General features: G+C 62.6%; 32 protein-coding genes and 1 tRNA gene. 9 read left to right on the top strand and 24 right to left on the bottom strand.

The features are described from left to right. Positions 1-20: 20 nt before the first annotated feature. From K1X15_RS07700 to K1X15_RS07690, 3 genes are all read right to left on the bottom strand, one after another. Positions 21-524: a cupin domain-containing protein gene (locus tag K1X15_RS07700; RefSeq protein ID WP_220306890.1), complete on the bottom strand. Its 504-nt coding sequence runs from the start codon at positions 522-524 to the stop codon at positions 21-23. Further along, entirely contained in the window at positions 524-2,053 is a 1,530-nt protein-coding gene (sufB, locus tag K1X15_RS07695; protein ID WP_220306889.1) for a Fe-S cluster assembly protein SufB, read from the bottom strand. The genes K1X15_RS07700 and sufB overlap by 1 nt, the downstream gene beginning before the upstream one ends. 62 nt (positions 2,054-2,115) lie before the next feature. Beyond that, positions 2,116-3,261: a cysteine desulfurase family protein gene (locus K1X15_RS07690; protein ID WP_220306888.1), complete on the bottom strand. Its 1,146-nt coding sequence runs from the start codon at positions 3,259-3,261 to the stop codon at positions 2,116-2,118. A 286-nt stretch (positions 3,262-3,547) separates the two neighbouring features. Here K1X15_RS07690 and K1X15_RS07685 point away from each other — a divergent pair, with 286 nt between their 5' ends. Both K1X15_RS07685 and tyrS read left to right on the top strand, forming a co-directional pair. Next, entirely contained in the window at positions 3,548-4,210 is a 663-nt protein-coding gene (locus tag K1X15_RS07685; protein ID WP_220306887.1) for an alpha/beta hydrolase, read from the top strand. 149 nt (positions 4,211-4,359) lie between these two features. Continuing rightward, positions 4,360-5,610: a tyrosine--tRNA ligase gene (gene tyrS / locus K1X15_RS07680; protein ID WP_220306886.1), complete on the top strand. Its 1,251-nt coding sequence runs from the start codon at positions 4,360-4,362 to the stop codon at positions 5,608-5,610. A gap of 107 nt (positions 5,611-5,717) precedes the next feature. Here tyrS and K1X15_RS07675 read toward each other — a convergent pair whose 3' ends face one another. Then, positions 5,718-9,230 carry an AsmA-like C-terminal domain-containing protein gene (locus K1X15_RS07675; protein ID WP_220306885.1) on the bottom strand — a complete coding sequence of 1,171 codons (3,513 nt, stop codon included), beginning with the start codon at positions 9,228-9,230 and terminating at the stop codon, positions 5,718-5,720. Between the two features lie 112 nt (positions 9,231-9,342). Here K1X15_RS07675 and K1X15_RS07670 point away from each other — a divergent pair, with 112 nt between their 5' ends. Together K1X15_RS07670 and K1X15_RS07665 are read left to right on the top strand one after the other, a co-directional pair. Beyond that, positions 9,343-9,825, top strand: coding sequence for a peroxiredoxin (locus K1X15_RS07670; RefSeq protein WP_220306884.1), 483 nt, complete (start codon positions 9,343-9,345; stop codon positions 9,823-9,825). A 75-nt stretch (positions 9,826-9,900) separates the two neighbouring features. Continuing rightward, positions 9,901-11,040 (top strand): M23 family metallopeptidase, encoded by a 1,140-nt coding sequence (locus tag K1X15_RS07665; protein WP_220306883.1) that lies wholly within the window; start codon positions 9,901-9,903, stop codon positions 11,038-11,040. A gap of 53 nt (positions 11,041-11,093) precedes the next feature. On the opposite strand, the gene prfB is transcribed toward K1X15_RS07665, so the two are convergent. Both prfB and K1X15_RS07655 read right to left on the bottom strand, forming a co-directional pair. Next, positions 11,094-12,219 (bottom strand): peptide chain release factor 2 gene (gene prfB / locus K1X15_RS07660; RefSeq protein WP_220306882.1). Its coding sequence is split into 2 segments (ribosomal slippage): positions 11,094-12,149 and positions 12,151-12,219, totalling 1,125 coding nucleotides; the frame shifts between segments, so codons are not numbered across the junction. A 48-nt stretch (positions 12,220-12,267) separates the two neighbouring features. Further along, positions 12,268-12,789 (bottom strand): peptide deformylase, encoded by a 522-nt coding sequence (locus K1X15_RS07655; RefSeq protein ID WP_220306881.1) that lies wholly within the window; start codon positions 12,787-12,789, stop codon positions 12,268-12,270. Between the two features lie 53 nt (positions 12,790-12,842). Here K1X15_RS07655 and K1X15_RS07650 point away from each other — a divergent pair. Next, positions 12,843-12,919: transfer RNA gene (locus K1X15_RS07650), tRNA-Arg, on the top strand. Positions 12,920-13,044: 125 nt separating this feature from the next. Here the strand turns inward: K1X15_RS07650 and K1X15_RS07645 are convergent. Then, positions 13,045-13,455 (bottom strand): hypothetical protein, encoded by a 411-nt coding sequence (locus K1X15_RS07645; RefSeq protein ID WP_220306880.1) that lies wholly within the window; start codon positions 13,453-13,455, stop codon positions 13,045-13,047. Here K1X15_RS07645 and K1X15_RS07640 point away from each other — a divergent pair. Together K1X15_RS07640 and K1X15_RS07635 are read left to right on the top strand one after the other, a co-directional pair. Further along, complete coding sequence (locus tag K1X15_RS07640) at positions 13,445-13,816, top strand: hypothetical protein (protein WP_220306879.1); 372 nt, start codon at positions 13,445-13,447, stop codon at positions 13,814-13,816. The two genes, K1X15_RS07645 and K1X15_RS07640, sit on opposite strands and share 11 nt — an antisense overlap. Before the next feature lie 72 nt (positions 13,817-13,888). After that, positions 13,889-14,224: a hypothetical protein gene (locus K1X15_RS07635; protein ID WP_220306878.1), complete on the top strand. Its 336-nt coding sequence runs from the start codon at positions 13,889-13,891 to the stop codon at positions 14,222-14,224. Here K1X15_RS07635 and K1X15_RS07630 read toward each other — a convergent pair. The 14 genes from K1X15_RS07630 to K1X15_RS07565 all read right to left on the bottom strand — a co-directional run bounded on the left by K1X15_RS07630 (position 14,221) and on the right by K1X15_RS07565 (position 21,836). Further along, positions 14,221-14,469 (bottom strand): hypothetical protein, encoded by a 249-nt coding sequence (locus K1X15_RS07630; protein ID WP_220306877.1) that lies wholly within the window; start codon positions 14,467-14,469, stop codon positions 14,221-14,223. The genes K1X15_RS07635 and K1X15_RS07630 overlap by 4 nt on opposite strands. A gap of 54 nt (positions 14,470-14,523) precedes the next feature. Beyond that, a complete protein-coding gene (locus tag K1X15_RS07625; protein ID WP_220306876.1) occupies positions 14,524-15,345 on the bottom strand; it encodes a metallophosphoesterase in 822 nt (273 codons plus the stop codon). Further along, on the bottom strand, positions 15,342-15,902 hold the full coding sequence (locus tag K1X15_RS07620) for a metallophosphoesterase family protein (RefSeq protein WP_220306875.1): 561 nt from the start codon (positions 15,900-15,902) through the stop codon (positions 15,342-15,344). Before K1X15_RS07620 ends, K1X15_RS07625 begins: the two co-directional genes overlap by 4 nt. Positions 15,903-15,964: 62 nt before the next feature. After that, on the bottom strand, positions 15,965-16,438 hold the full coding sequence (locus tag K1X15_RS07615) for a helix-turn-helix domain-containing protein (protein WP_220306874.1): 474 nt from the start codon (positions 16,436-16,438) through the stop codon (positions 15,965-15,967). Next, complete coding sequence (locus K1X15_RS07610) at positions 16,435-17,982, bottom strand: DNA cytosine methyltransferase (protein ID WP_220306873.1); 1,548 nt, start codon at positions 17,980-17,982, stop codon at positions 16,435-16,437. Before K1X15_RS07610 ends, K1X15_RS07615 begins: the two co-directional genes overlap by 4 nt. Positions 17,983-18,083: 101 nt before the next feature. After that, on the bottom strand, positions 18,084-18,833 hold the full coding sequence (locus tag K1X15_RS07605; protein ID WP_220306872.1) for a hypothetical protein: 750 nt from the start codon (positions 18,831-18,833) through the stop codon (positions 18,084-18,086). Then, entirely contained in the window at positions 18,833-19,252 is a 420-nt protein-coding gene (locus K1X15_RS07600; RefSeq protein ID WP_220306871.1) for a hypothetical protein, read from the bottom strand. The genes K1X15_RS07605 and K1X15_RS07600 overlap by 1 nt, the downstream gene beginning before the upstream one ends. An 85-nt stretch (positions 19,253-19,337) precedes the next feature. Next, on the bottom strand, positions 19,338-19,484 hold the full coding sequence (locus K1X15_RS07595) for a hypothetical protein (protein ID WP_220306870.1): 147 nt from the start codon (positions 19,482-19,484) through the stop codon (positions 19,338-19,340). After that, positions 19,481-19,840, bottom strand: a complete 360-nt coding sequence (locus K1X15_RS07590) for a hypothetical protein (RefSeq protein ID WP_220306869.1) — start codon at positions 19,838-19,840, stop codon at positions 19,481-19,483. Before K1X15_RS07590 ends, K1X15_RS07595 begins: the two co-directional genes overlap by 4 nt. Then, a complete protein-coding gene (locus K1X15_RS07585; RefSeq protein WP_220306868.1) occupies positions 19,837-20,346 on the bottom strand; it encodes a hypothetical protein in 510 nt (169 codons plus the stop codon). The genes K1X15_RS07590 and K1X15_RS07585 overlap by 4 nt, the downstream gene beginning before the upstream one ends. Further along, positions 20,346-20,852, bottom strand: coding sequence for a hypothetical protein (locus K1X15_RS07580; RefSeq protein WP_220306867.1), 507 nt, complete (start codon positions 20,850-20,852; stop codon positions 20,346-20,348). Before K1X15_RS07580 ends, K1X15_RS07585 begins: the two co-directional genes overlap by 1 nt. Next, on the bottom strand, positions 20,852-21,097 hold the full coding sequence (locus tag K1X15_RS07575; RefSeq protein WP_220306866.1) for a hypothetical protein: 246 nt from the start codon (positions 21,095-21,097) through the stop codon (positions 20,852-20,854). Before K1X15_RS07575 ends, K1X15_RS07580 begins: the two co-directional genes overlap by 1 nt. Next, on the bottom strand, positions 21,094-21,489 hold the full coding sequence (locus tag K1X15_RS07570) for a hypothetical protein (RefSeq protein ID WP_220306865.1): 396 nt from the start codon (positions 21,487-21,489) through the stop codon (positions 21,094-21,096). The genes K1X15_RS07575 and K1X15_RS07570 overlap by 4 nt, the downstream gene beginning before the upstream one ends. After that, a complete protein-coding gene (locus K1X15_RS07565; protein WP_220306864.1) occupies positions 21,489-21,836 on the bottom strand; it encodes a hypothetical protein in 348 nt (115 codons plus the stop codon). Before K1X15_RS07565 ends, K1X15_RS07570 begins: the two co-directional genes overlap by 1 nt. Before the next feature lie 299 nt (positions 21,837-22,135). Here K1X15_RS07565 and K1X15_RS07560 point away from each other — a divergent pair, with 299 nt between their 5' ends. Beyond that, entirely contained in the window at positions 22,136-22,615 is a 480-nt protein-coding gene (locus K1X15_RS07560; protein ID WP_220306863.1) for a hypothetical protein, read from the top strand. Positions 22,616-22,661: 46 nt separating this feature from the next. On the opposite strand, the gene K1X15_RS07555 is transcribed toward K1X15_RS07560, so the two are convergent. Next, a complete protein-coding gene (locus K1X15_RS07555) occupies positions 22,662-22,880 on the bottom strand; it encodes a hypothetical protein (RefSeq protein ID WP_220306862.1) in 219 nt (72 codons plus the stop codon). Between the two features lie 71 nt (positions 22,881-22,951). Beyond that, complete coding sequence (locus K1X15_RS07550) at positions 22,952-23,788, bottom strand: hypothetical protein (protein ID WP_220306861.1); 837 nt, start codon at positions 23,786-23,788, stop codon at positions 22,952-22,954. Positions 23,789-24,281: 493 nt separating this feature from the next. Between K1X15_RS07550 and K1X15_RS07545 the strand changes: the two genes are divergently transcribed. Beyond that, positions 24,282-24,644, top strand: coding sequence for a hypothetical protein (locus K1X15_RS07545; RefSeq protein WP_220306860.1), 363 nt, complete (start codon positions 24,282-24,284; stop codon positions 24,642-24,644). A gap of 262 nt (positions 24,645-24,906) precedes the next feature. On the opposite strand, the gene K1X15_RS07540 is transcribed toward K1X15_RS07545, so the two are convergent. After that, positions 24,907-25,311, bottom strand: a complete 405-nt coding sequence (locus K1X15_RS07540; protein WP_220306859.1) for a hypothetical protein — start codon at positions 25,309-25,311, stop codon at positions 24,907-24,909. Positions 25,312-25,328: the final 17 nt, after the last annotated feature.

Here is a 25,328-nt window from a genome sequence, read left to right as displayed (position 1 = left end):
CGAGGGATACGGGCGGCGCCTCAGGCGCCCGGCTCGCCGTCCCAGTAATCAAGATGGTTCTGGCCTTCGCGGCCGCAGTGGCGGAGGCGACGATCGGCCGAGGTTCGGCTCGTCACCTGGAATTTTCCCGAGTCCGGGTATTCGCAGACTTCGGTATCGGCATTGTTGGCAATGCCCAGATATTTGAGCGTGACCGATCCCGTGTTGAGGATCTGGTGCGCCGTTTCCGGGCCACCGGTCGGCGCGCCAAGCACGTCGCCAGCCTTGAACGCATAGCGCTCGGCGCCAAAGCGATAAGTCCCCTCGCCTTCCAGCACGATGAAAAGCTCTTCCTCAACGTGATGGTTGTGGAAGGGGCAGCTCGACTTGCCCGGCGGGACTTCGTTGTAGCTGATGCCCAGGGCGCGCAGACCCAGGAGCTTGCCGAAGGACGTATCGGCAGACTTGTACAGCGTCCCCTGCTCCCAGGCGTCGAGCGCCAGGGAGGCAAGGGAAACGACGGGATTACGCGCCTCGGCAGCCATTAGCCGACGCTGCCTTCGAGGCTGATCGAAATCAGCTTCTGGGTTTCGACCATGAATTCCATCGGCAGGTGCTGCAGCACGTCGCGGACGAAGCCATTGACGATCAGCGCCACGGCTTCTTCTTCCGAAAGGCCGCGCTGCATGCAGTAGAACATCTGGTCGTCGGAAATCTTGGACGTGGTTGCTTCGTGCTCGAAGACGGCCGTGCCGTTGCGGCTCTCGATATAGGGAACCGTGTGGGCGCCGCACTTGTCACCGATCAGCAGCGAGTCACACTGGGTGAAGTTGCGGGCGTTCTTGGCCTTGGCATGGGCCGAAACCTGGCCACGATAGGTATTGTCCGAGAAACCGGCCGCAATGCCCTTGGAGATAATGCGGCTGGACGTATTCTTGCCCAGATGCAGCATCTTGGTGCCGCTATCGACCTGCTGATAGCCGTTGGAAATGGCGATCGAATGGAATTCGCCGCGCGAACCATCGCCGCGCAGGATGCAGCTCGGATATTTCCAGGTGATGGCCGAGCCGGTTTCGACCTGGGTCCAGGAGATGTGCGAGTTCACACCACGGCAATCGCCACGCTTGGTGACGAAGTTGTAGATGCCGCCCTTGCCGTCCTTGTCGCCGGGGTACCAGTTCTGGACGGTGGAATACTTGATCTCGGCATTATCGAGGGCGACCAGTTCCACCACGGCGGCGTGCAGCTGGTGCTCGTCGCGCATAGGGGCGGTGCAGCCTTCGAGATAGGAGACGTAGCTGTCATCGTCGGCGATGATCAGAGTGCGTTCGAACTGGCCGGTCTTCTTTTCGTTGATGCGGAAATAGGTCGACAATTCCATCGGGCAGCGGACGCCCTTGGGGATGTAGACAAAGGACCCATCGGTGAAGACGGCGCAATTGAGCGTAGCATAGTAGTTGTCCGAGACCGGAACGACCGAGCCCAGATACTGCTTCACCAGTTCGGGGTGCTCGCGAATGGCGTCCGAGATCGAGCAGAAGATGATGCCCTGCTTGGCCAGTTCCTCGCGGAAGGTGGTGACCACGGAGACGGAGTCAAAAACCGCGTCGACGGCGACATTGCCGGAGAACGGCGTGCCGGTTGGCTCACCCGCACCCTGGACGCCGGCGAGAATCGCCTGTTCCTTGAGCGGAATGCCGAGCTTTTCATAGGTCTTGAGCAGCTCCGGGTCGACTTCGTCGAGGCTCTTCGGACCCTTGAAGGACTTGGGCGCCGCGTAATAGCTGATCGCCTGGAAGTCGATCTTGGGATAGTGGACCTTGGCCCAGTTCGGCTCGTCCATGGTCTGCCAGCGGCGGAAGGCCTCAAGACGCCATTCCAGCATCCATTCCGGCTCGTCCTTCTTGGCCGAGATGAAGCGGATCGTCTCCTCAGTCAGCCCGGGAGGGGCGACATCGGATTCGATATTGGTTTCAAAGCCGTATTTGTACTTGTCGACGTCAAGCGCCAGCACCTGCTCGACGGTTTCCCGGTCGATTTCTTCCTTGAGGGTCGGAATATCGTAGTCCGCCATACGGCTTCTCCTTTATGTCCCTCGGCGGTTCAAGGCCGCCGCGAACGCATACCAGTGGCGTGTCAGGCCGCTTTTCCTCCCCGCTTGTGGCGGGCAAGGAGTGTTTCAAATCCGGCCAGGAACGCCTCAGCGTCGGCCATTGTGGAGTTCCAGCCGAAGCTGACGCGCAGGGCACTGGCGGCGAGGTCTCCGGGGACACCCATGGCGGCCAGGACATGGCTGGCCCCCACCTTGCCCGACGAACATGCCGAGCCAGATGATACCGACAGGCCCATCAGGTCGAGCGCCATCATGGCCGTGGCATTTCCAATGCCGGGGACGGCAAAATTGGTGACATTGCCGATCCGCTCGGCCTCTTCGCCAAAGACAACGACGTCGGGAGCAAGGTGTTTCAGGCCGCTCTCGACGCGCGCGGTCAAATCCAACATGGCTGCTGCATCATAGCGGGTGGCCTCGGCGGCCGCGCCAAAGGCAGCGATCAGAGCCGCAGATTCCGTGCCGCCGCGACGTCCCTGTTCCTGGCCACCACCCGAAATGAGGCGGACCGTGTCGGCATGGGCTTTCACCAGCAACGCCCCAATGCCGGCCGGGGCGCCGATCTTGTGACCGCTGACAGCCATCATGTCGGGTGCGGAAGCTGCAAAGTCCAGGTCGCGCTTGCCAAAGGCCTGGACTGCGTCGATGAACAGCGTGTGCCGCGTCGGCCCGACCATGGCGCCGATCCGCCCCACGGGCTGGACGACGCCGGTCTCGTTGTTGACCCAGTGCGCAGCAACCAGAAGCGAGATGCCTTCGTCGTCTGCGCGGCGCAGGATTGTCGCAAGTTGATCAAGATCAATGCGGCCCTGGCCGTCCAGTGGAATTGTCCAAACGGGCAGGCCCGTGGCTTCAGCCGCTTTCAAAACAGCGGCGTGCTCCCCCGCACTTGCGGCCACGGCGCCTGCCGAAAACGTCTTTGCGCCGCCCACGATGGCCTGGGTGATGGCTTCGGTTGCTGATCCGGTGAAGACGACCTGCCTGGGCTCGGCACCGGCCAGGGAGGCGACCTGGCGGCGGCCAGTCTCCATGAGGTTGCGTAGAGCACGCCCATGGGCGTGGACGGAGGACGGATTGCCGGTCAATTCGAGGGCAGCAAGGAGCGCGGCCCGCGCTTCGGGACGAAGCGGGGAGGCTGCATTGTGATCGAGATAGACCGTCGCTTTCGCCATCACGTCATCCGGGCACAAGCGTGCCCAACATAGCTCCCATGCAGGCCACAAGACGCTTCCGCGACCCCGCAACCAAACACTTCTTGAAATTTTACGCCCAACTTCATTACAAGGGGCGCTCCAATGGGCCGCAGCGCGGCCCAAAAACCGAGTTTCGAATAATTCTAAACTGGTGTTTCGGACCCATGTTTTAGGGAGAGGCCCACGCTTAGTCAAGCCGTGAGCACCCCTGGGACGGGTCCAGGACCCCCTTAATGAACGAAGCCAGAAAAGGCCGGAACAATTTATGCCAGAAGTGATCTTCAACGGCCCGGAAGGGCGTCTGGAAGGCCGGTACCAGCCGGGCAAGGAGCCCAATGCTCCGATCGCCATCGTCCTGCACCCGCACCCGCAGTTCGGCGGGACGATGAACAACCAGATCGTCTACAATCTCTTCTATATGTTTGCCGAGCGTGGCTTCTCGGTATTGCGTTTTAATTCACGCGGCGTCGGGCGCAGCCAGGGCGTGTTCGACCATGGCATTGGCGAGCTCTCGGATGCGGCCGCGGCGCTCGACTGGCTGCAGATCATCAACCGCGAGTCGCGCGGCTGCTGGATCGCCGGCTTTTCGTTCGGCGCCTGGATCGGCATGCAGCTCTTGATGCGCCGGCCCGAGGTGGAAGGCTTTATCTCCGTCGCGCCGCCGGAAAACCTCTACGACTTCTCGTTCCTCGCCCCCTGCCCGTCGTCCGGCCTGATCATCCATGGTGACAAGGACCGCGTGGCGCCCCCCTCTTCGGTGCAGAAGCTGGTCGACAAGCTCAAGACCCAGAAGGGCATCACCATCGAGCAGCAGATCGTGGAAGGCGCCAACCACTTCTTCGAAGGCAAGGTGGACGAACTGACGACGCGCTGTGCCGAATATCTCGACCGTCGCCGTCAGGAGATCGCGGACGGCGGCGGGCGCTAGCTTCGGCGCGCATTGAGGCGATTAGTTGGAGGAACCTCATCCTGGCCTGCAGAAAGGATGGGGTTCCGGGTGCATCGACTTCGTGATGCGTTCCCTGACATTCCGGGGACGCCAACCACCAGGTCTCACAAGGCTTCAGTGATTCAAGAATGACCAAGTTCAAATCCGATTTCCTGCGCGTGCTCGATGAGCGCGGCTTCATCCACCAGATTTCCGATCCCGAAGGGCTCGACGAGCTCGCGGCCAGCAGCAAGATCTGCGGCTATGTCGGCTATGACGCGACTGCGACCTCGATCCATATCGGCAATCTGATCTCGGTCACCATGCTCTACTGGCTGCAGGAGACGGGCCACACCGCCATCAGCCTGATGGGCGGTGGCACCTCGATGGTGGGCGATCCCTCGTTCCGCGACGACCAGCGCAAGCTGCTCACCGTCGAGCAGATCGAGACCAATATCGAGAGCATCAAGAAGGTCTACGGCAATATCCTGAACTATGGCGGCTCCAATCCGGCCATCATGGTCAACAATGCCGACTGGCTCCTGAAGCTCAACTATATCGAATTCCTGCGCGATGTCGGCCGGCACTTCTCGGTCAATCGCATGCTCAGCTTCGACTCGGTCAAACTTCGGCTGGACCGCGAACAGTCGCTGAGCTTTCTCGAGTTCAACTACATGATCATGCAGGGCTATGACTTCGTCGAGCTCAACCGGCGTTATGGCACGGTGCTGCAGATGGGTGGCTCGGACCAGTGGGGCAACATCATCAATGGTGTGGACCTCAGCCATCGCATGGGCGGGCCGCAGCTCTATGCGCTGACAACGCCGCTTTTGACCAAGTCGTCTGGCGAAAAGATGGGCAAGTCGGCCTCCGGCGCTGTCTGGCTCAATGGCGACCTCTTCTCGCCCTATGATTTCTGGCAGTATTTCCGGAACACGGAAGACGCGGACGTCGTGAAGTTCCTCAAGATCTTCACGCGCCTGCCGATCTCGGAGATCGAAAAGCTCGGGGCCCTGGGCGGCAACGAGATCAACGAGGCCAAGAAGGTGCTGGCCACCGAGGTCACGGCCATCGTCCATGGTCGCGACGCGGCGATCCAGGCGGCCGCAACCGCCGCTGCCACCTTCGAGGCCGGCGCGATCGACTTGTCGCTCCCCACGGCCGAGATCACCCATGCCGAACTTAACGCCGGGATCGGCGTCCTGAACGCTCTGGTGATGGCGGGACTGGCCTCGTCCAATGGCGAGGCAAGGCGGCACGTGGCTTCCGGCGCCGTCCGCGTCAACGACGCCGTCATCGACGATGACCGCCTGACCCTGGCCGACAATGCGTTGCTGGATGAAGGTGTCATCAAGCTGTCGGTCGGCAAGAAGCGGCATGCGCTGATCAAGCCGGTCTAGTAAGGCCCTCTCACCCGGCCCTTCGGGCCGACCCTCGGGTCTAGCCCGAGGGCAGGCTCTGTCCCCCAGAGGGAGAGGTAATGAGGCGCTCCACGGAGCGCCTTTCTTTATTCCGCGGCCGGGGGCAGTTCGCGGGCGCGGAACTCGAACATCTCGCGGAAGATGCCGGGCGCCAGGAGCGACAGCGGGTTGACCAGGAATTGCGGCTTGTCCAGGGGGCCACGGACCGCAAATGTGACGCCGACAAGACCCTCGCCGTCGCGCCCGCCCAGGAGCGGCCCCAGAATGGGGAGCTTCTGGAAGATGTTGTTGAGCCCGAAGAGCGGCACATAGGTGCCCGTCAAATCGTAGCGGCGCTGGTCGGTATAGATGAAGCCGCGCATGGTGCCCCCGACCGTGTCGCCCGCCAGCACGGCGTCGGTGACTTCGACACGATCGCTGCGGCGGACGAAATCCACCTGACCGGCACGGAAGTCCAGGCGATTGCGCGAGGTGATCGCCGCCCGCGAGTCCGAGTGGTTGCCCAGAACCTCCACGACGTTTTCCTCGTCGACGATGGCAAAGTTGCGCAACACCAGGCGGCCGGTCTCGGCGTCCTGGGTCCGGTCGGTGGTCATGACCAGGCTGCCGGCGCCGCCGGCGAGCTGCGAGTAGATGCCCAGGAGGCGAAGCACCGTTCCGGCGTCGTTGAACGCCATGGACAGGGTCCGGCCATTGGGCGCCGGATTGGTGGTGATCGAGATGGAATTGCCCTCGTCGAACTGCGCCGTCAAGTTGACGCGCCGCAGGTTCATGCCGCGCAATGCGAGGTCGAGATCGAGATTGAAGGCGGTAGTGGCATAGTAGCCGATGGCGCGGTCAAGCTGGACATCAAGCGCGATCGTCTGGTCGAACTGGGTAGACTGAACGCCACCACTGCCCTGATCGAGGCTGAAGAAGCGGCTGAGCACCGGTTTCAGATCCAATTGGGCGCCGCGTATGCGCACCGCGAACCCACCGTCGGTGGGGGTCAGGTTGACGGTGGCGCTGTCGCCGGAACTGAGCGCAAAGTCGGAAAAGTTCGCCGCAACCAGGCCATCCCGGTTGTGATAGTCCAATTGGCCAACAAGCCGAACGCTCCCGAAGGTAAGGGAAATGTCCTCCAGATGCGTGAGGTCGCCGTCGGGGCGGACGATGGCCGTGAGAAGACCCGGGGTGCCAACGGGCTTGGAAATGCCAAGGTCGCGGACGTCCAGGGCCGCCCCCTCCAGGTCCACGGTCATATGGAGGGCACCTTCGGCGAGGGGTTGTGCAACGAACTGCACCTCCCCACTCAGGAAGTCCGACGCATCAAAGCCCATGCTGGCCAGTTCAGACGCGGCAATCTTCGATCCCAGCCGGAAAGTGGGATCGACACCCTCTGCGCCCTCAACCGAGATATCGGCCTGCATGCCGTCGATCTTGGCCGTGCCGCCAAGCTGGTAGCCCTCTTGCGAGGCCGAGAAGGACAATTGCCCCTCGCCAATGCTGCGACCCTGGATGGGTGCGGAGCTGGCAAAGTCGGCCACCGACCCATTGATGACATAGTCGATGTCCATGGCGCGACCGGTGGCTTCGTCGCCAAGGGCGATGGTCGCAACCAGACCCAGATCGACCGTGCCGGTAAGGGTTTCGAGGTCAATCGGCAGCTCGACGCTGGAAAGCATGTCCGGCTGCTGTTGTTCCACCAGCGCGAGCAAGGCAGGAATGGGCGCGTTGAGATCACCCGATATCTCGACGATGCTCTCGCCCGGCACGGAATTGTCCATGACCAGCGCCGGGCTGGTCACCTGGATGACGCCCTTGTCGGTATCAAGCGTGCCCCCGCCCCCGGAAATGGACACTTTTTCGTCGTCCACCCGCAGTCGCGTGTCGCCTGCGATGACTATGGCGGACATTTCGGGCGTTGGCTTTATGCCCACGTTCTTCCCCACGATGTCGATCTGCATGCTGTCCTTGGGGATCGGCACATCCGCGTCGCCGACCGCCAGCGTGCCCACCGGGAACCGGAAGCGCATTCGCGCATCCACGACCTGACCATCGGTGACATTGGCCACGAACCAGTCGCGGCTTTCCCCACCCATGATGTAAGGCCAGAGCCGCTTGAAATCGTCGGCCGTCACACCCTTTCCGGCGATGGTCATGTCGAGCCCGATGCCCGCCTGCAGCATGTCCATGCGCCCGGCCGTTTCGACGACGGCGTCGCCGCGGCGTGCCGTCAGCCGATCGATCCCCAGCGCCCCATAGAGCGGCGTGGACCAACCGGAGAATTCGACGGTGTCAAAGGGAGCCGATGGGGCGGTCATATCATTGGGGTGGATGGCGACGTTACGCGCCGTCAGCGACATGCCGATGGTCGGACCGAAGGTCTGGTCAAGGCCAAGCGCGAAGACTCCGGACACCAGGGCCGTGCTCTGGCCGATGCGAAGCTCTCCCTCCGCCATCCTGAACTGCCCGACATCGGGTTGCCAGGTCACATCGAGGATCGAGCTGGCCACCGGGAAGTAGTCATCGGCAAGGCGCAGGTCGAGGCCGGTCAGGTCCAGCTTGAACTCACCGCCGATCACCTTGCCCTGGTCCGCGGTGAAGGTCACGTCGATGGACAGCGCGCCCGTTCCGCGCATTGCCGCAAGACTGTCCCTGTCGTCGATGAAGGGCAGAAAGGCGGAAAAGTCGAGATTGGTGACGTCGGCACGAAGGCGCCGCGTACCATCGGCGTCGAGCGAGCGCTCCAGAGTGCCGAAGACGGTCTGTCCGCCAATACGCGCACTGAACTCGCCGGTCACTCGAGGCTCACCCGGAACCGGGCCAATTTCGAGGGAGACGTCCTCGAATTGCCGGAAGAGGCCATAGAGTGGATCGGCCATGTCGATGTGACCGTCGCGGACCACCAGGCGGGAGAAGCGCCCCTGCGCCGTCTGCTCCACGAGATCGGCAATCGCCAGTTCGCTGGCTTCGAGATTGTAGATCAGCCAGTCATTGTCCGAGCGCATGGGCGGCACGATGCCGTCATCGAACTCGATGCCTTCCGAAGATATGGCGACGGCGGGAAAGCTTTCGTCGCCTTCCAGGACGCGGACCGTCGTCGGGCCGCCAGCATCGCTTTCCAGGATTTCGAGCGTGCCCGGTCGTGGCCCGTAGAGGTCCTGGATGATCTGAACATGGGGGCCGACAATGGTAATGGTCGTGCCAGGTTGACCGAACAGGGCCCGTGCCGGCGAGAACCCGACCTCGAGGGCCTCCATCAGGATCCGGGCGCCGGACTTGCTGTCGGTAAATTCCACCGGTGAGAAGCGGATGACCGGCCAGACGCCGTTCTCCAGCGCCAAGGCCATGTCGCCCATCTGCAGGTCGGCGGTTTCGGGGACGAAATTCTGGACGAAACTGCGGATGGCCTGCCCGGTGAAGGGTATGCGGATGGGCGTGAACAGCATGACCGCATAGAGGACCAGCACGATGATGCTCGGTATGCCCAGGGCCCAGATCGCAATCCGGCCGAACTTGCGCATTCGCGAGGGCTTGGGCGGCGGCGCCGGTTCTGGTGGAGATGCTGGAATTGCCGCTTCGCTCACTGCCGCCACGCCGATGACGGGCAGGAGCACCAGCGCCCTGCCCCGAATAAGAATCATCCGCCCAAGGCGGTGCATTGGAGGATGATACCGGCTGGAATGTGGCGCCGACACCCTCTATTCAAGAAGCGCACCAGGAACAGCCATGACGCATCTCAAACAAGGCGAGCCAGCGCCCGATTTCTCCCTGGCCCTCGACGACGGCACCACGCTGACGCGGGCGGACCTCAAAGGTCGCCCGGCGGTGTTGTTCTTCTATCCCGAGGACGATTCAGGCGGTTGCGTCGACGAGAATCAGGAATTTTCGGCACTGGCCGCGGAATTCGCGGCCCGCGGCGCCGTTCTGGTCGGCGTTTCCCCCGATACTCTGGAGAGCCACCGCAAGTTCCGAGCAAAGTATGGGCTGACCATTCCACTGGGCGCCGACCCAGACCGCCAGACCATCGAGGCCTTCGGGCTGTGGCAGCTCAAGAAGCTCTATGGCCGGGAGTTCATGGGGCTGGTCAGGACCAGCTTCATCCTTGACGCGGAGGGCCGCGTTGCGCGCATCATCCGCGCCACCAGGATCAAGGGACACGCCGCCAAGATGCTGACGGCGCTCGACGAGGTGCTGGCAGACGGTCGATAGCACCGCATTTTCGGCTTCTTAACCAAACGCGATCACACTCCGATAACCATAGTTGGGCGTGTTTCGGGGGGGGTGGTGTTGCGTCAGTCAGCCAGTTTGGGAAGCCAGGGCGACCAGTCCGGGCGCCACGGAATCCACCCAGCCCTGTTTTACGGCATGTTCGCGCTGCTGCTTGGTGCCAATGCCCTGTCGGCCACTGCGCTATTGATGGCGCCGGACATTGCGCGCCTGCTGGGCGGCCAGAACGAGATGGTGCTCTCGGCCTATGAGGACCGGCTGGCGCAGATGCGGGTCGAGATCGACCGGCTGCATTCACGCAATTATGCCCAGGCTGGTGACATCAACCTGCAGCTCCAGGACCTGTCGCAGCAGCAGGAAGTGCTGCTGGAGCAGCATCAACTGGTGCGGGCGCTGGTGTCCAAGGCAGATCAGCTCGGCATCGCCAGCGTCACCCTGCCCGAGGCGCCGCCGGACGATCTGTCGCTGGTGACGAACCTGTCGGGCAATCCCGACCTGGCCGCCACCGCCGCCAGCGTGACCCGGATGATGGATGAGACCCAGCAGGCGATGAACGGCATCGCCGTGGCGGCCACCCAGCGCACGGACAGCATTGTCAGCGAACTGGGCAGGCTGGGGATCGAGCTCGACCTGCCAGCACCGGAACTGGATGGTGTCGGAGGTCCCTTGCTGGCGCCGACGGATGGTGCTGCGGCCACCTCACCCATGATCGAAGACGCCAATGCGGTGATGGAGGCCCTGCTGCTCTACAAGGCGGCGCGCCAGGGCCTGGAGCTGGCTCCGGTGCATATGCCGATCACCGGCAATTTCCGGCAGAGTTCGGGTTATGGCAATCGCAAGGACCCGTTCACGGGCGGCCGGGCGTTCCACTCCGGGCTCGATTTCGCGGCCCCCACCGGGACCTCGGTCCTCAGCGCGGCGGACGGGGTGGTGAGCTTCGTGGGCGAGCGATCCGGCTATGGCAAGGTGGTCGAGGTGGACCATGGCAATGGCATTTCGACCCGATATGCCCATCTCAGCGGCTATCTGGCGCATGAGGGTCAGCAGGTGAAGACCGGCACGCCCATTGCCAGGGTGGGCTCGACCGGACGCTCGACCGGGCCGCACCTGCATTTCGAGGTGCATCGGGCCGACCAGAGCGTTGATCCCAAGCCTTTTCTGGACGCCGGCAAGCGCATCCTGGCCATGCTCGGCTAGAAAAAACGCCCCGAACGGTGTCGGGGCGTTTCGGGTTCGGCAGGCGCGGGGCGTCAGTCCTCGCTGGTCACATCCGTGGCAACGCCGACGCGCTGGGCCAGGGCCGCTTCCATGAACTCGTCGAGATCGCCATCCAGCACCACGGAGGGCTGGCCGCTTTCGACGCCGGTGCGTAGGTCCTTGACCATCTGGTAGGGCTGCAACACGTAGGAGCGGATCTGGTGGCCCCAGCCGATATCGGTCTTGTTGGCCGCCTGGGCGTTTGCCGCCTCCTCGCGCTTTTGCAGTTCCATCTCGTAGAGACGGGATTTCAGCATGGCCATGGCCGTGGCGCGGTTCTTGTGCTGGCTGCGTTCCTGCTGGCAGGCCACGATGATGCCGGAGGGCACATGGGTGATGCGGATGGCCGAATCCGTGGTGTTCACGTGCTGGCCGCCGGCGCCGGAGGCGCGATAGGTATCGACCTTGAGGTCGCTCTCATTGATCACGATGTCGATCGAGTCATCGATCACCGGATAGACCCAGACGCTGGAAAAGCTGGTGTGGCGACGGGCGGCCGAGTCGTATGGGCTGATGCGGACAAGACGGTGCACGCCGCTTTCGGTCTTGAGCCAGCCATAGGCATTGTGGCCCTTGACCTGAATGGTCGCTGACTTGATCCCGGCTTCTTCGCCGTCATGCATTTCCAGCACGTCGACCTTCATCTTCCGGCGTTCGGCCCAGCGGGTGTACATGCGCAAAAGCATGTTGGCCCAATCCTGGCTCTCGGTGCCACCGGCACCGGAGTGGATTTCGACGTAACAGTCGTTGGCATCGACTTCGCCGGAAAGCAGGGTTTCGATCTGCGTGCGGCGAGCCGTAGCCTTGAGATCGATCAGCGCCTGTTCGGCGTCACGCACGATCTCCTCGTCGCCCTCGGCCTCGCCCAGTTCGATCAGTTCGACATTGTCGCGAATGCCGGCCTCAAGCTCGCGAACGGTCTTGACCGCCACGTCGAGCTCATCGCGCTCGCGCATGGTGACGCGCGCCTTTTCGGGGTCATTCCAGAATTCGGGAGATTCGGTTTGCGCGGTCAGCGCGTCGAGACGGAGTTGAGCTGTATCCCAGTCAAAGATGCCTCCTCAGCAGGGTCAGAACCTGCTCGATTTCGGCGACGGTCTTTTCGATTTCCGTGCGCATTGGTCTTCCTTTTGTGTGGCTGTCGTTTAGCGAAGCGCCGCTCCAGGATCAACCCATGCGGCGCTTGAGCTTGGTGTAGCGCTTGATCGCCGCGTCACGTTTGAGGCGGGAGACCCGCTCAAGAAAGAAGACGCCGTTGACCTGATCGATCTCATGCTGGGCAACGCGTGCGGCAAAGCCGGACAATTCGAGGGTCGCGGGATGCCCCGCCTCATCGTGGAAGGCGATTCTGGCCCTGTCCGGTCTCAGTACATCGACCTCAATTCCCGGCATGGATACGGACCCCTCCTTGCCAGTGACCATGTCTCCAAAGGTCTCGACTATGCGCGGGTTGAAAAGAACCCGGTAGTCGCGGCGTTCGGCCTCATCCAGGCTGATGACGGCGACCGGCGCGACCTGACCGATATGGACCGCTGCCAGACCATAGGCCTGCGCCGCTTGCGCCGCCCGCAGCAGACCAGCGCCCAATTCGCGCAGCGCCTCGTCCACGGGGCACTCCGCAGCGGCGGTGTGAAATCGGCTGTCCGGAAAATAGATGAAGGCAGGTACGGTCGGGTGCAAGCGGGTCATTCCTTTCGGCCATCTTGCAAGTCCTGCCCCCTGCTGGTACGTCGATCAAGGCTGGTCCCGTAGCTCAGCAGGATAGAGCACAGGATTCCTAATCCTGGGGTCGTGGGTTCGAATCCCGCCGGGACCACCATCTAATTTCCTGCCAGCCTTACATTTTCTGTTTTGGTCACTGGGGCGACTAGCCTACTGGGGCGACATTGGGGCGACTTCGGCGGAATCAATGCTCGATAGCAGGATGTCCCTGTGGGCAACCTATCAGCGATTCAGCGGCTCCAATCCTGTGGGCACGTGGCCCGGATCGGTCTCCCCGAAGCGCATCCCGGCCTGCTGATAGAACTGAATCGCCAGCGACGTGGCCTCTGGCGATGCCTTTGCGAGGTGTCCCCAAATCTCACGCCCGTAGATCCGCAACTCGGGATACATGAGCGCCCGTGCCGAGTGCAGCCAGACATGCAGGCCGACGCCGCTCGCCGACCGGTCGCGCTGCAGGGCTTTGATGGAGCGGCCGAGCTCCACAGGGAACATCAAGCGCTGCGGCAACCACGAATCCATTTCGTAGAGATCGATACCGGTCTCAGAATACTTCTGCGCCCAGAACCAAGCCAGAGCGGCGATGCTGTCCAGACCATCCTGGTCTATGCCTCGCAGGCTGTCGATGAAGCGCACTGCCTCCTCACGCTGCGTGTTCTCAGCCTTCTTCGCGAACCATCCGAACATTGGTGCCCCCACTTATGCCGGATGCAGTCTATTCCATTTCTGGGACGTCACCAGCCTGGAACAGAACTTCGCTGTCGCCAAATTCGCCTTCGTCCGGCTTGGCAAGTCGCTTCCAAGCAATCACGCCGGCATGAGCCCGCGACATCAGTTTCGCTCGCTGCACGGCCGCATGCTCGCTGGGCATCTGCTGCGCCTCGAATGCGGGCCGCAGTTCGCCTTCCTCATCGCTCGAAGGCAGCCAGGACGATCAGCGTCGTGCTCTTTGCCACTGGCGGCTGGCCTGTGGATTGCTGTTGAAGTCGCATCGTGAACGCTCCCGTCCTTGCCATTCTCGACCCCCCGAAAGTAGAACAGAACGAGAACACAAAGCAATCAGGATTCGATGAGCAACAGCCCGCCCAGCTCCATGTTCTACCGCCCTCGCCTCGGCGCCGCCGCCGACAAGGGCCTGCTGCTGGTGGCTCGATGCAACTTTTGCCGGCGCGCTCGCGCGTATCTCGCAACCGATCTCCTGCAGATCTATCACCGCGACACCTTCCTCGACGATCTGTTCGATGGCTGCTGCCCGCGGTGCGGCAAGAGCGACTTCTGGCGTGTGCGGCAGCGGTATCCAAGCAACAGCGATGTCGGCATGCTCGTCGTTCGCCGGCTCGCGGGGACGCGGACCACTCACCTATGGCGCGACGAGCTCTACAGTGCGCCAGCGAAAGACGTCTAGACGTCGGCCAGGAACTCGTCGATCGTCATCAGCGTGACGGCGCCATCGCTGGTCTGCTGCGACCGCTCATGCCCGGGGGCACCGAGATCTGCGAGCAGCGCCCTGCACGTGTCCTCGCCGGCGTCCGCACATTCGCCCTCGCGGCGGCTCGCTGGAATCGATTGGAAATACGCCAGCTTCTTCTCAAGCCGCCGGATCAGGGCCTGTCGCTCTCGCTCGGCTTTCCCCGAATTCGGAACACGCATGCTGCCCCCCTGCCCTGACTGGACGATAGCGAGGGCGTAGCGGCGGCGCCAGCCCTACGGTACCTGCGGTCGTGGCACCGGCTCGCCGATTTCGACGACGAGCTGAGGGTCAAAGCCGTGCCGGTTCTCGAGACGATACCCCTTCGGATTCGTCATGATCCGCGTGCGACCGATCGCATAGTCAAAGGACTCATGCACGTGGCCGTGGTACCACAGCGCTGGCTGGTATTTCTCGATCAGCCATTCGAGGTCGCTGACGTACGCGGCTGTCAGCGCGTCGTTCTTGTATCGCTCGCCGATAGACCCGCGCGCCGGGCCATGATGGGTCACCACCACGGTTTCACCGTCAAACGGCTCAGCAAGAACTGACTCAATATATGCCACGCTGCGCTTGTGGATCTCCCGAGCATGGGCAGGGATGAAAGGCCTGCTGCTGCTGTCGACGAGCCTGACGATCCGGTGGTCATTCAAGCCGCTGCGCGCTGTGTACATTGCGGCGTCGCGCAGGATTGGATCGCCGGCGGGATTCCACAAGTCGTAGTCGGTCCACAGTGTCGCTCCCACGAACCTGACGCCTTCGACGGTCCAAGTCATATCATCCAAGACACGCACGTCGCCCCATGCGCTGGCCCTGCCGGCAGCGAGGCGTTCGGACTCGATCGATGACCGGTAGAATTCGTGGTTGCCCAGCACCGACACCACACCGCTGCGCGTATGCGGCGCGACGTTCTCCTGCAGCCACTCGACGTGCTCCCGCCCGCCGCGCGCGATATCACCGGCACACAAAGCAACGTCGACGTCGTCGGGCACACCGAAATGGGCGACGTTGTGGTACTCGACTTCGAGATGCAGGTCGGATAGCAGCCAGATTTTCATGGCTTGATCTCGATGGCTTCGACGACATCAGAGTCATCGCGGAAGTCCAGCTTCGGCTGCAGTTCGAGCCGAGCTTTGATCTGAGGCCACGTCACCGGCGCATAGCCCATGACATCCACTCCCACGTCGATACTCTGCGCCGTCCCCGGGAGATTCCCGTGGCTGTGGCCATAGAGCTGGACGGCGCCCCTTCTCATATTGCGCCAGACGCGCAAGGAGTAATGGCAGAGAACGAGTGTCTGGCCATCGACCGTGGTCTCGGTCAGCTGGTCGATCGAAGCCCACGGCAGCTTCAAAGTCTCGCCCTTGAAATCATGATTCCCGACAACGAGCCTTTTGGTGCCGTTCAACATCTCGAACAGGCGGCGGGTCCACTTCGGCGACGCACGATATGCGAAATCGCCCAGGTGCCAGACCTCGTCGTCAGGCCCGACGACCACGTTCCAGTTCTCGACGAGGCCCATGTCGTGGGCGGTGATATTGTCGTAGGGGCGATGGCACATGCCGATGACGTTGGCATGCCCGAAATGCGTGTCGGCGGTGAAGAAGGTGGTCATCTCGATCTCCCGGTGATGACCAGCTTCTGCCCCGGGGACATGAAAGGCACACGCGAAAACTTTCAGGGCGCGGCCACGCTGTCAGTCTGGGTGACTGACAGCCCATCCCATGCCCGCTGCCGGCGCTCGCTGCGCGGTGCCTTCGACCTGACCTCGTCGTCGAGCGGCGTACAGAGCGTGCGGCCGGGACTGACTTTCCGCAGCCGCAGGTAGGACAGGACGGCAGGACCCGGCTCGCGGCGACCGCTCATCACGTCAGCGAGGCTCTGGCGCGTGATGCCGATCTGCCGAGCGAGAGCAGCATCGCTTCCGGCTTTCCGCGAGGCGGCACGAAGGCGGGTGTCCACGCCGAGTGTATCGAGCATGGCTGGCCCCTGTCGGAGGCTTTCGAGACCACGCAATATCTGCTGGCGCAGTTCGGCAGCGGTCATGATCTCGCCGCCGATCAGCATGCCGGCGTCGTCGGGGTCGACCTCTTCGAAATGGCTGACGAAATGTAGCGCGGCCTGAAGGGCGATGGTGGCGGTGGCGGTCATGCTGCGACCTCATCGAAGAGCCAGCCCTGATTAGCGGGAACGAATGCCCGCTGCTGCGGCCGGAAATTGGCAGCGACAAGAGCAGCTGCGACAGGTGGGCAGACGCTGTTGCCGATCTTGCGCCGCTGCTCCGTTTCGCAGAGGAAGCCGTCCTCGAACGGTGCGGCAAGGATGTAGTCGTCTGGGAATCCCTGCGCCCTTGCCAGCTCGCGCGGCGTTAGCATGCGCATGCCAATGTCGACGATGACACGGTCGCCCAAGGTGACCAGGCCGTCGCCATTCCATGCCCCATATCGTCGCAGGAAGTCGGCGACACGCTGCGCGCTGGCATATTGCTCATGCGACAGCGGCGGCTGGGCGAGCGTGCTGACGACTGGCTCGATCTTGGGAATGCCCGTGATAGTCCGTATCGGCGCGTCGACCGGCGAGCCGACGTCGGTGCCATAGTGCGCTGTCATGAACGGTGCGCACATCGCTTCGACGACACCGAACCTCGGTTCGGTTGTAATCGTCCGAAGCGGCTCGTCAACGGGAGCAGCGCGGTCATTCCGGCCGCCGCTTTCGCCATAGCAACTAGTGATGAAAGGCATCGTGGTCGGGACGACCCTTCCATGGGCGTCGCGAGCGCCTGCAATGGTCAAGAATGGGTCGCGCAGCCCCTGCCCCCGGAAGCCTGAACCGCTGTGATTGCAGGTTACGATGAATGGATCGGCGGCTTCGAGCACATAGCGCCGCACGCCGGCGGCGATGCGTGCCATCGTGTTGTCGGCCAAGGGTCGAATGATGCGCCGGCCGGTGGACTTGGTGTAGACTTTGGCGTCGTTCTTGCTCATGAGGATAGATGGGCAAGGAAGGTCCCAGTCTATGATCTCGGCCGCAGTCACCCACGGCATGCGCTTGCCATTGCGGACACCGGGCGAATTCGGAGCGCCGTGCGTCGGCGACGGCCAGACAATCTTCTCGCCGTCGCGCCGCATGATGATGTAGAGCCGCTTGCGAATCGTAGGTGCCCCGAAGTCGCAGGCTCTCAGGACGCGCCACTCTACACGGTACCCAGCCTTCTTGAAGCGTCCGATCCACTGCTGAAAAGTCTCACCAATCCGCTCTGGGTCCGGGATCTCTTTCCCCTTCGGACCCATGATCAGCGGGCCCCAGCCGAGAAACTCTTCGACATTCTCGAGGAAGATCATTCGGGGCTGCACTTGCTCGGCCCAATGGGCGATGCTCCACGCTAGCCCGCGGATCTTCTTAGACACGGGGGTGCTCCCCTTCGCACGGCTGAAATGCCTGCAATCAGGGGACGTCCAGAGCAGACCCACGGGCCGGCCGGCCGTTGTCGAGAGCGGGTCCACAGTCCAAATGTCCGACTCCATGTGCAGCGTACCCGGGTGGTTCGCGGCGTGCATCGCCAAGGCCGGGCCGTTGTGATTGATCGCGATATCCACGATCGGGTCGCCGTGGCCCATGGCCTCAAGGGCTAACTCGATGCCGGTGCTGGCACCGCCACCACCGGCAAAGCTATCGATAATAATCTCTGACTGCATGCATTCACTCACTCGAATCGATGTCGTTGACATGATTGTCGAATCAGCGGTGCAATTCAGGCGAGCGGTTTCGAAATCGAGATTAACAGCCGTTAACTCTGTCATATCGCGAAGCCTTCCAGAGCGGTGATATCGGCCGGGGCCAGAATGGTGGACTTCGGCATGTGGCGAACGGTGGCCCACGTGTTCTTGAGCGCCATCGTCGTCGTGTAGGGCTCGTTCGCTTCCATCGCGTCGATGCAGTCGAGGATCAACTGCTGGCAAGACCCGACGTCGTCGAACCCGGCGATGGCGAACTTCTCCAGCCTGCCGCTCAGCTTGGTCTCCGGGGCGCGATCGACGATCGCATCGAGCAGGACCTTAATCTGCGGACCGAACTCAGCGATCTCGCGCAGCCGGGCGCGCTCTCGCCTGCCCAACCCTCCCTTCCAGAGCTTGGCGGCGACAAGGGCTTCGCCTTCGTCGACATGCCCCCGGACACGAAGTGACCGCTCATTCCGGTGCCCGCCGATGATTTCGAACTGGCGCTCCGTTTCCAGCAGCCGCCAGATTTGGCCCCCGAGGACGCGCTCGACGATGCCATGCTCCAGCGCCCATCCGAGGCTTTCGCCAACGCGCAGCGCGCAGAATTGCTCGCTCCAATCAGGATGCTGCTCGGACATATGCGCGATCAACTCGGAACTGGTGCGCTCGCGGCGGTCGCCGAATCCAGCGAGGATCTCGCGGTTGCGGATGGCATCCGCACACGCACCAAGGTCATAGCGGTCGTGGCCGCGGCGCGAGGCAAAGTCGAGGACCGTCAGGACATCGTGGGCATGAAGCGGTTTGCCGGCGAGGAAGATCATAGCCATCACGCTGCCTCCTCATTGCCGAACTGCTGCTCGAACAGCAGGCCCCTGGTGTTGGCGGCAGACATGATGCGGTCGCCAAGGTTGTCGCTGCCAAGGATCTCGCGGATGAGATAGTAGGCCCGCCCGGGCGTCATGGGCTGCTGGGCCAACCGGACGAGGTCGAGGATCAGGTGTGATAGCGGACGGACGTAGCCGCGATCGTCGTGGATACGGATGCCGGCGCGCTGATCGAGCAAGTGCGGCTCATCGAAGATGCACATCCACACGGCGCGCATCACGGAACCGCAGAACTCGCCCCTGTGCATCGGGTTAACGTCGAAGAGCCGGCTGCGGATCTCGTTCCAGCGCTCATCGTGCTTTCCGAGATCGTAGCTGCCGTCAGCGCGGCGGCGAATGGCGATGTGGTTACGAGAATTCATGGTGTCCCTCCTAGGACGATAGCTGTGACGAACATCGCCGCTGTGATCAGCCCCGCCGCCGCGGCGATACGGGGGGCGATGCCGGTCATGTGGAACGGCTCCAAGCCACGATGGCGCTGGCGACAAGGACACCGATGGCGGTGTTGCCGATGCCGAAGCAGAAGGCGCTGGCGATGAGCATGCCGGCGACGGCGATATAGGCGGCGGTGATGATGATGTTGGGCCGGGTCATTGGGCACCGCCGCGCAGCTTAGCCAGCAGCGCTTTCGCACTAGCATCGATGACCGCCTGATCTTCGATGTGGCGCTCATTCAGCACGCGCTCGCGGATACGACCAGCGATCCTGCCGGACATGTTCTGAGCAGCGGGAGGGCGTTGGACGGAGACGCCGTATGTTTCAACAGGCATGAACAAGAAGGTTCCGCCTCGGAATTCGATCTCGACGTACTTTCGCTCCGAGAAGAAGTATTCCTTGCCGATCCTGACGACCCGAACTTCTTGCCAGTTGTTCAAGATTTCGAGGCCGATCTGATCGGCAGCAGAAACCTGCTTCGGCGGCAGACGGAGAAGTTTGCGGAGAAAGCTCATTTCATGAACTCCCAATCCACTGGCAGCGGGTAGTAATCGGCGAGGCGCTCGGTCTGGTTGCGGTAGTGCTCGACGAACAGCCGACCAACAGAGATCGCACGGTCACGATCAATACTGAGCATCGCCGCGCACCAATGCCCTTTCGAGGAGACCTCAGGCCCCCAGCCGAGGCCATTGAGGGCCTCAGCGCGATCTCCGTCGAGGCGCGTCATGGTGCGAATGACATGCTCGACATGATGCGCCGGCCAATCGACACCGCCCTCGACCTTGAGCGCGTCCATTTCGATCAGCTTGATCTTGGTCTTGCGGATCAATGCGGAAAGCTGCCGGCCCTCATGGGCGGTCAGGGGGCGCTCGATGGCGACGAGGCCGCGGACCCTCTTCTTGTCGGCGACGAAGGCACCCCAAGTATCGAGCATGTCCTGCGCCTCGGTGCGGATCTCCTCGGGGGTGCGGGGGATGAAAGTGCGACGCGGACGGTCGCCGAGATCGAGAACGGTCTGCATCACGCATACTCCTCGCGGAAAAAGGTCTTGGTGCCGATCGCGTGCCCCGGCGGGCAGCGGGTGATCCTGCCGGCGGCGATGGCTTCATCAGCCAAGCGGCGCATCTCGTCGCGATCACGCTGGCTCAGAGGGCGCTGCTTGCCGAACAGACCCTTCATGGATTCGCGAATGGCTTTGTCCTTCGGCCGCGGCTGGGGCACCCGCACATGCAGTGCGATGCCGTGCCGATCGCAGAAAGACCGGATGGTGCCATCGTTGCAGCCCAGTTCCCGGGCGATCCCCCAGGCACTGACATTCATCGCTGCCAAGGCTTCGATCCGGTCGCGCTGGCCTTCGAGACGGGCGCGGACGTCATTGCCGCCGATCTTGATGCCGGCGCGGGCAAAAGCCCCGGCGATAACGCCCTTGGTTGTGCCGAGGTCTATCGCGACTTCGGCCATGCTGCGGTGATCGGGGCGCTTCATTTCGAGCCGCAGCTCTTCGATCTGGTCGCGAGTGAGGGCCATCAGTTGGCTCCTTTCCATGCGCGGTCGAGCTCGGTCGCAGCGCGGTCGACGCGGTTCAATTCCGGCGTATGATCGCTGGCGGCGAGCTCGCCGAGCCAGTCGTGGATCATGCGATCGACGCCCTCGGCCTCTTTCGCCTGGTCGATTTCGCGCAGGCGAAAGAGGCCGAGGGCCATCGAACGGTCGCCGGCGTTGTGCCGGGCTACCCAATACGGCTCGTCAACAAGGGTGGCAGGCGCCATCATTTCGAGCCCCCGAGGCCGTGGCCGGGCCGCAGGCCAAAGACGTAATCCGGGAAGCCGCACCGGCCCGGTCGGCGAGTACGCTTGAGATGGCGCCCTTCGCGGATGTCGGCGACGGAGAGGCCCTTTTTCTTCACTGCGACGTGGACTGCAGAAGTAGTGACACCGGACTCGGCGGCAATGTCGCGGGGATGCTCGCCAGCTTCGATGCGGCGCACGATCTCGGCGAGAGGCGGCAACTTGCGCGCCGCGCCACGACGGCCGTAACTGAGCCCATGGTGGGCCAGCAGGTCATACACTTGCCTCCGGCCGAGGCCGGTGATGCCGACGAGATCTTTGTGGGTGGCACCGGCGGCGATGCGGTCGGCAAGGAAGGCCTTGGTGATCTTTTCCATCAGCGTGCCCTCCTCGATGCCAGGCGCAGCCGGGCGATGCCTTCTGGAGAGCTGTCGTTGACCGCTGGCGTGGCCGCGATCGTGGTCATCATGTCGTAGGCGTCGATGATGTCGCCGAGTCCCGGATACTCGACGTCGGGGCGGCGGCTGGCGCGGAAGAGCAACTTCGCAAGCGTCATGGGCGCAGTCTCTTTGGTCTGCCACCCGAATTGCTGGCGCATGCCTTCTTCCAGCAGCTCGATCGCGCACTGCAGCGCGTCCCTGTGAATGGTGATGAGGTCGGCTGCAGCCTTTTCCAAGGCGAGCGATTCCGTGGCGCCTGAAGGCGCATTTTTCGCGTTTGTCATTGTGGTCTTTCCGATGTCAGTCTGTGCTGTGCAAAACAGGTTCAGGTCTTGACTGCATGATTCGATGCTCGCCTAGCTTTCGAGAAACTCAAAGGTTAATTTTGATCAAATGTCGAAGAAACCGCCGGAAAGGTCCTGATTTCGCTCTGAAATGGTGTCAACAATTTTGATCACATTCATATGGGAGAGGGCCTGTCGGGCTGGTGTGGCAGATTTGCCACGCGCCGATCACAAAGTTGCGAGGGGTGGTTTCTTGCTGGCCTCGATGCCATCTTTCGGCATCGAAAACGGAGGCTTTGATGCTGAAACAGATACTGAGATCGATTCGCGCCATGCTCGCCGCCCTGCCCCGATTCGTGACCGAACGATTCTTCGATGGGGTGCGGTGGATCAGCCGGCTGGTGGCGATGCCGGCACCGGTGCTGGAGCCGGATGTCGATCCGGCAGGCACAGCGGCTGACACCGGTGATGCCGAGCACATCGCCGCCTTGAGGACCGTCGCCAGCCATTTCGCTGCCGGCAGCAATCCCCCGGCCGATGCCGTCCAGCGCCTGCGCGAGGCTGATCTGGAATGGCTGATGGCCCTGCCTAGGCCGATGCTGTGTCGAGTCGCCGTGGCGAGCGATGTGGCTTTGGCGGCTCATATCAGGAGACAGCGTCCAATGCCGGGGCTACTTGCTCATGACCCGGCGGCGGTGGCTGACTACCAGAGATCGGTCAGGATGGAGCGAGCGCGGCGGGACGATACCGAAGCCAAGCTCGATTTCATCGCCGCATAAGAGAAGGGGCCCTCGCGGGCCCCTTTCGATTCCATGCTATCAGCGATCAGTGCTTGGCGAGATAGGCGGCGATGCGCTGCTGATGCCGCCCTGCCCGCTCCGCGATCAGCTGGCCGTTCTCGCGCTCAAGCTGCTGGATGCGGCGGCGTAGGCGATTGATCTCGGCATCACGACCGGCGACGACTGCCTGCGCTGCGCGCTGGTCCTGCCGGATGCGGCTGGCAAAGCCCATCGCGAGACCCATTTCGGTATCGGTGATATGCATGCGCGCCCTCCTTGGTTGAGATGGTGATAGCACCATTCTCCTGGTGAAGTCCGGAGGGCATCGGCGGCATTTTATCCATCGGCCTCACGGGCCTTTGCCGGATCCGTGACGATGTGCTTCCGCTCATCGTATTCAGCCTTCGCCTTCATGGCTTCATTCAGCTCGCGCAGCGACGGCACTGCTCGCAGCTTGGACATGCTGATCTCGACATATGACCATGCCCGCCCCCTGCCCCTCTCGGGCACTGCAGGGCGAGCGTCGACGACTTGCCCATCGATCGCCGTCCAAAGGTCTTTGACGGCGGGCGCAATGAGCTGCTCATGGATTCGAGACAGGCTCGTCCACTGAAAGGTCCCTTCGGATTTGGTGGTGCGCTTGATGGCGGCACGTTGGGCATAGGGGCCAAAGATGGCCACGGCATCCATGTCGGTCAGGCGCAGGCGAAAGTCCTCGTTGCTGCCTGACTGCCTCTCGATGGCCAGCCTGAGCCACAGCAGGATGCCAGGCACAGTGGTCAGCTTCACCAGCTCGCCGGTGTCCAAGCTGACCTTCTGGCCGCGCCATTGCAGGCGGCTGATCTCGTCCATGAATTCCGGCGATATCGTCCCGCTGATGATGCCGGCAAGGCGCTTCTGGACGCCGGGTGTGTATTCGATGGAATCGAATGCCGGGACAGCGACGCCGTCCACAGCGAGGGTCGAGGACCGCAGGCGCTCGAGTAAGCGGTCGGCGTTATCGAGGCGCAGGCCGGCCAACTGCTCGAGCTCGGGCTTCGTGATGCTGAATGAGCTGCCGTTGCCAGCGCGGCTGATCAGCACCAGCGCAGCACGATAAGCCGGCGCGGTCAGGCCGGTCAGCATGCGGCCTGAGGCAAGGGCAAGAGGCACAGAGACGGCGATGCTTGGCATATCCATTTACCCGCGTTTTACGTCCACTATTAAGATATGCAGAGCCGATGAAATAAGCAAGAGCCGCTGAAGTTTCATAAAGTTCGGGTTGCTATATAGAGATCTTACTTATAGATAGCTTACAGACGCACGCACGCGCGCGAGGGCAGCGTTGGCTCTGGTGGCCCGCTGGGCCACCATTCGCACTCGGGTGAGCAGGGCTATCGTTGCATCATGATAGCGCGCCTCTCCGAGGCGCAGGGCACTACGCCGACAGCCGAGTTGATTCTGATTTTAAGATGGGCCGATCCCCGCTACGCGGGGGAAGTGATGGCATTGCGCTGACTATGTCGATGATACGCTAGCGCTGCTGCCTCAGCACCCTGCCCTTCATGAGCGTAGCGGGACGGCCTTAGCTCACCTGCCGCCGGTGGCCGGACACGTCCGTGGACATTGCCGTTGTGCCTTGCTGCGGCGGTGGACATTTTCGCCTCATCGAATCGGAGGGCAGCACATGCCACGCACAATCGCCGAGATCCGTCGCCATGACCGCGAGCGCAAGCGGGCGCAGCGCGCCGCTGCGGCTGCCGCCGGCATTCCCAACAGCGCCCAGGTGCACAACGCCATCGTCGAGGCGGTCAGCTACGCAGCGAGCGCTGGTGTCAACATTGAAGCAGCTCGATCTGGTGGGGAGCCCGCGATCACGATGTCAGCGATCCTGAGCGCAGCTCACCGCGTTCTCGTCGACCGCCTTGGCTTCGATGCCGATGCCAGTCGTGCGGCGCTGCTCAAGGCGTTGGCGCCGCGGCCAGAACATCGCTGGCCGTCTTTCGTGCCGTCGCATGCAGCGATGCCGACCACCCGCCACGATGCCTAGGATCAATTTTGCGGGCATGAAAGGTGCGAGATCGACCCGTGCCCCATCGGCGGCGGTTTGACCCTGCCAGCGTCGATCCTGGGACGCGTCCGACATGGAATTCACGACAGCCCCGTTACTCCCTCAGGACACGTCCACGGAGGTAACAGAAATATCGAAGATCGCGGGGCCTCTTGTCGCATGCTGCTGCCCAGCGTATATTCCTGACTGTCCGCGATCGTCAGTCGCAGAATTCGAGGGCCAGTGTTTCCAGCGCTGGCCCTCACCTATTTCCCGACATCGATATCGGCATGGTTGGATACAACGGCGTCCCCCACCTTCCCCCTGCCGTCCACCGGGCAGTCGCCGCAATACGGTGTTGATAGTCGCCGGCGCGACGAACACCGCCGTCGATCTGGTACTTGAGGTACTGCGACTGCATCGACCGGACGAAGACCGTGAATTCGATGTCGTCCTGCCTTGTGCCTGACTTGTAGATCCAGATGCCGCGCTTGGTGAAGTCGACAGGCATGTCGAGATCGCGCTCGAGCTCCGCTGTCAACTCCTGCCGCACCTTATCTGCGGCGGCCTCCAACCCTGCCGAAATAGCCGGGCGTACGGTCGTGTCGATGTACGCCGCAGCTTCGGCGGCGAACTGGCTGCTGTCATAGTCTAGATCGATCCTCATGAGCGCAGCCTCGCCCG

This window comes from Devosia salina (assembly GCF_019504385.1).
In the GTDB taxonomy this organism is placed as follows: Bacteria; Pseudomonadota; Alphaproteobacteria; order Rhizobiales; family Devosiaceae; genus Devosia; species Devosia salina.
This window is presented reverse-complemented; position numbering and strand designations above follow the sequence as displayed.

What these genes read in the sequence shown, in the direction of transcription:
- K1X15_RS07700 (WP_220306890.1), bottom strand. Translation starts at nt 524, where the DNA reads ATGGCTGCCGAGGCGCGTAATCCCGTCGTTTCCCTTGCCTCCCTGGCG.
- sufB (WP_220306889.1), bottom strand. Translation starts at nt 2,053, where the DNA reads ATGGCGGACTACGATATTCCGACCCTCAAGGAAGAAATCGACCGGGAA.
- K1X15_RS07690 (WP_220306888.1), bottom strand. Translation starts at nt 3,261, where the DNA reads ATGGCGAAAGCGACGGTCTATCTCGATCACAATGCAGCCTCCCCGCTT.
- K1X15_RS07685 (WP_220306887.1), top strand. Translation starts at nt 3,548, where the DNA reads ATGCCAGAAGTGATCTTCAACGGCCCGGAAGGGCGTCTGGAAGGCCGG.
- tyrS (WP_220306886.1), top strand. Translation starts at nt 4,360, where the DNA reads ATGACCAAGTTCAAATCCGATTTCCTGCGCGTGCTCGATGAGCGCGGC.
- K1X15_RS07670 (WP_220306884.1), top strand. Translation starts at nt 9,343, where the DNA reads ATGACGCATCTCAAACAAGGCGAGCCAGCGCCCGATTTCTCCCTGGCC.
- K1X15_RS07655 (WP_220306881.1), bottom strand. Translation starts at nt 12,789, where the DNA reads ATGACCCGCTTGCACCCGACCGTACCTGCCTTCATCTATTTTCCGGAC.
- K1X15_RS07640 (WP_220306879.1), top strand. Translation starts at nt 13,445, where the DNA reads ATGAAGCGCACTGCCTCCTCACGCTGCGTGTTCTCAGCCTTCTTCGCG.
- K1X15_RS07635 (WP_220306878.1), top strand. Translation starts at nt 13,889, where the DNA reads ATGAGCAACAGCCCGCCCAGCTCCATGTTCTACCGCCCTCGCCTCGGC.
- K1X15_RS07630 (WP_220306877.1), bottom strand. Translation starts at nt 14,469, where the DNA reads ATGCGTGTTCCGAATTCGGGGAAAGCCGAGCGAGAGCGACAGGCCCTG.
- K1X15_RS07625 (WP_220306876.1), bottom strand. Translation starts at nt 15,345, where the DNA reads ATGAAAATCTGGCTGCTATCCGACCTGCATCTCGAAGTCGAGTACCAC.
- K1X15_RS07620 (WP_220306875.1), bottom strand. Translation starts at nt 15,902, where the DNA reads ATGACCACCTTCTTCACCGCCGACACGCATTTCGGGCATGCCAACGTC.
- K1X15_RS07615 (WP_220306874.1), bottom strand. Translation starts at nt 16,438, where the DNA reads ATGACCGCCACCGCCACCATCGCCCTTCAGGCCGCGCTACATTTCGTC.
- K1X15_RS07610 (WP_220306873.1), bottom strand. Translation starts at nt 17,982, where the DNA reads ATGCAGTCAGAGATTATTATCGATAGCTTTGCCGGTGGTGGCGGTGCC.
- K1X15_RS07605 (WP_220306872.1), bottom strand. Translation starts at nt 18,833, where the DNA reads ATGGCTATGATCTTCCTCGCCGGCAAACCGCTTCATGCCCACGATGTC.
- K1X15_RS07600 (WP_220306871.1), bottom strand. Translation starts at nt 19,252, where the DNA reads ATGAATTCTCGTAACCACATCGCCATTCGCCGCCGCGCTGACGGCAGC.
- K1X15_RS07595 (WP_220306870.1), bottom strand. Translation starts at nt 19,484, where the DNA reads ATGACCCGGCCCAACATCATCATCACCGCCGCCTATATCGCCGTCGCC.
- K1X15_RS07590 (WP_220306869.1), bottom strand. Translation starts at nt 19,840, where the DNA reads ATGAGCTTTCTCCGCAAACTTCTCCGTCTGCCGCCGAAGCAGGTTTCT.
- K1X15_RS07585 (WP_220306868.1), bottom strand. Translation starts at nt 20,346, where the DNA reads ATGCAGACCGTTCTCGATCTCGGCGACCGTCCGCGTCGCACTTTCATC.
- K1X15_RS07580 (WP_220306867.1), bottom strand. Translation starts at nt 20,852, where the DNA reads ATGGCCCTCACTCGCGACCAGATCGAAGAGCTGCGGCTCGAAATGAAG.
- K1X15_RS07575 (WP_220306866.1), bottom strand. Translation starts at nt 21,097, where the DNA reads ATGATGGCGCCTGCCACCCTTGTTGACGAGCCGTATTGGGTAGCCCGG.
- K1X15_RS07570 (WP_220306865.1), bottom strand. Translation starts at nt 21,489, where the DNA reads ATGGAAAAGATCACCAAGGCCTTCCTTGCCGACCGCATCGCCGCCGGT.
- K1X15_RS07565 (WP_220306864.1), bottom strand. Translation starts at nt 21,836, where the DNA reads ATGACAAACGCGAAAAATGCGCCTTCAGGCGCCACGGAATCGCTCGCC.
- K1X15_RS07560 (WP_220306863.1), top strand. Translation starts at nt 22,136, where the DNA reads ATGCTGAAACAGATACTGAGATCGATTCGCGCCATGCTCGCCGCCCTG.
- K1X15_RS07555 (WP_220306862.1), bottom strand. Translation starts at nt 22,880, where the DNA reads ATGCATATCACCGATACCGAAATGGGTCTCGCGATGGGCTTTGCCAGC.
- K1X15_RS07550 (WP_220306861.1), bottom strand. Translation starts at nt 23,788, where the DNA reads ATGCCAAGCATCGCCGTCTCTGTGCCTCTTGCCCTTGCCTCAGGCCGC.
- K1X15_RS07545 (WP_220306860.1), top strand. Translation starts at nt 24,282, where the DNA reads ATGCCACGCACAATCGCCGAGATCCGTCGCCATGACCGCGAGCGCAAG.
- K1X15_RS07540 (WP_220306859.1), bottom strand. Translation starts at nt 25,311, where the DNA reads ATGAGGATCGATCTAGACTATGACAGCAGCCAGTTCGCCGCCGAAGCT.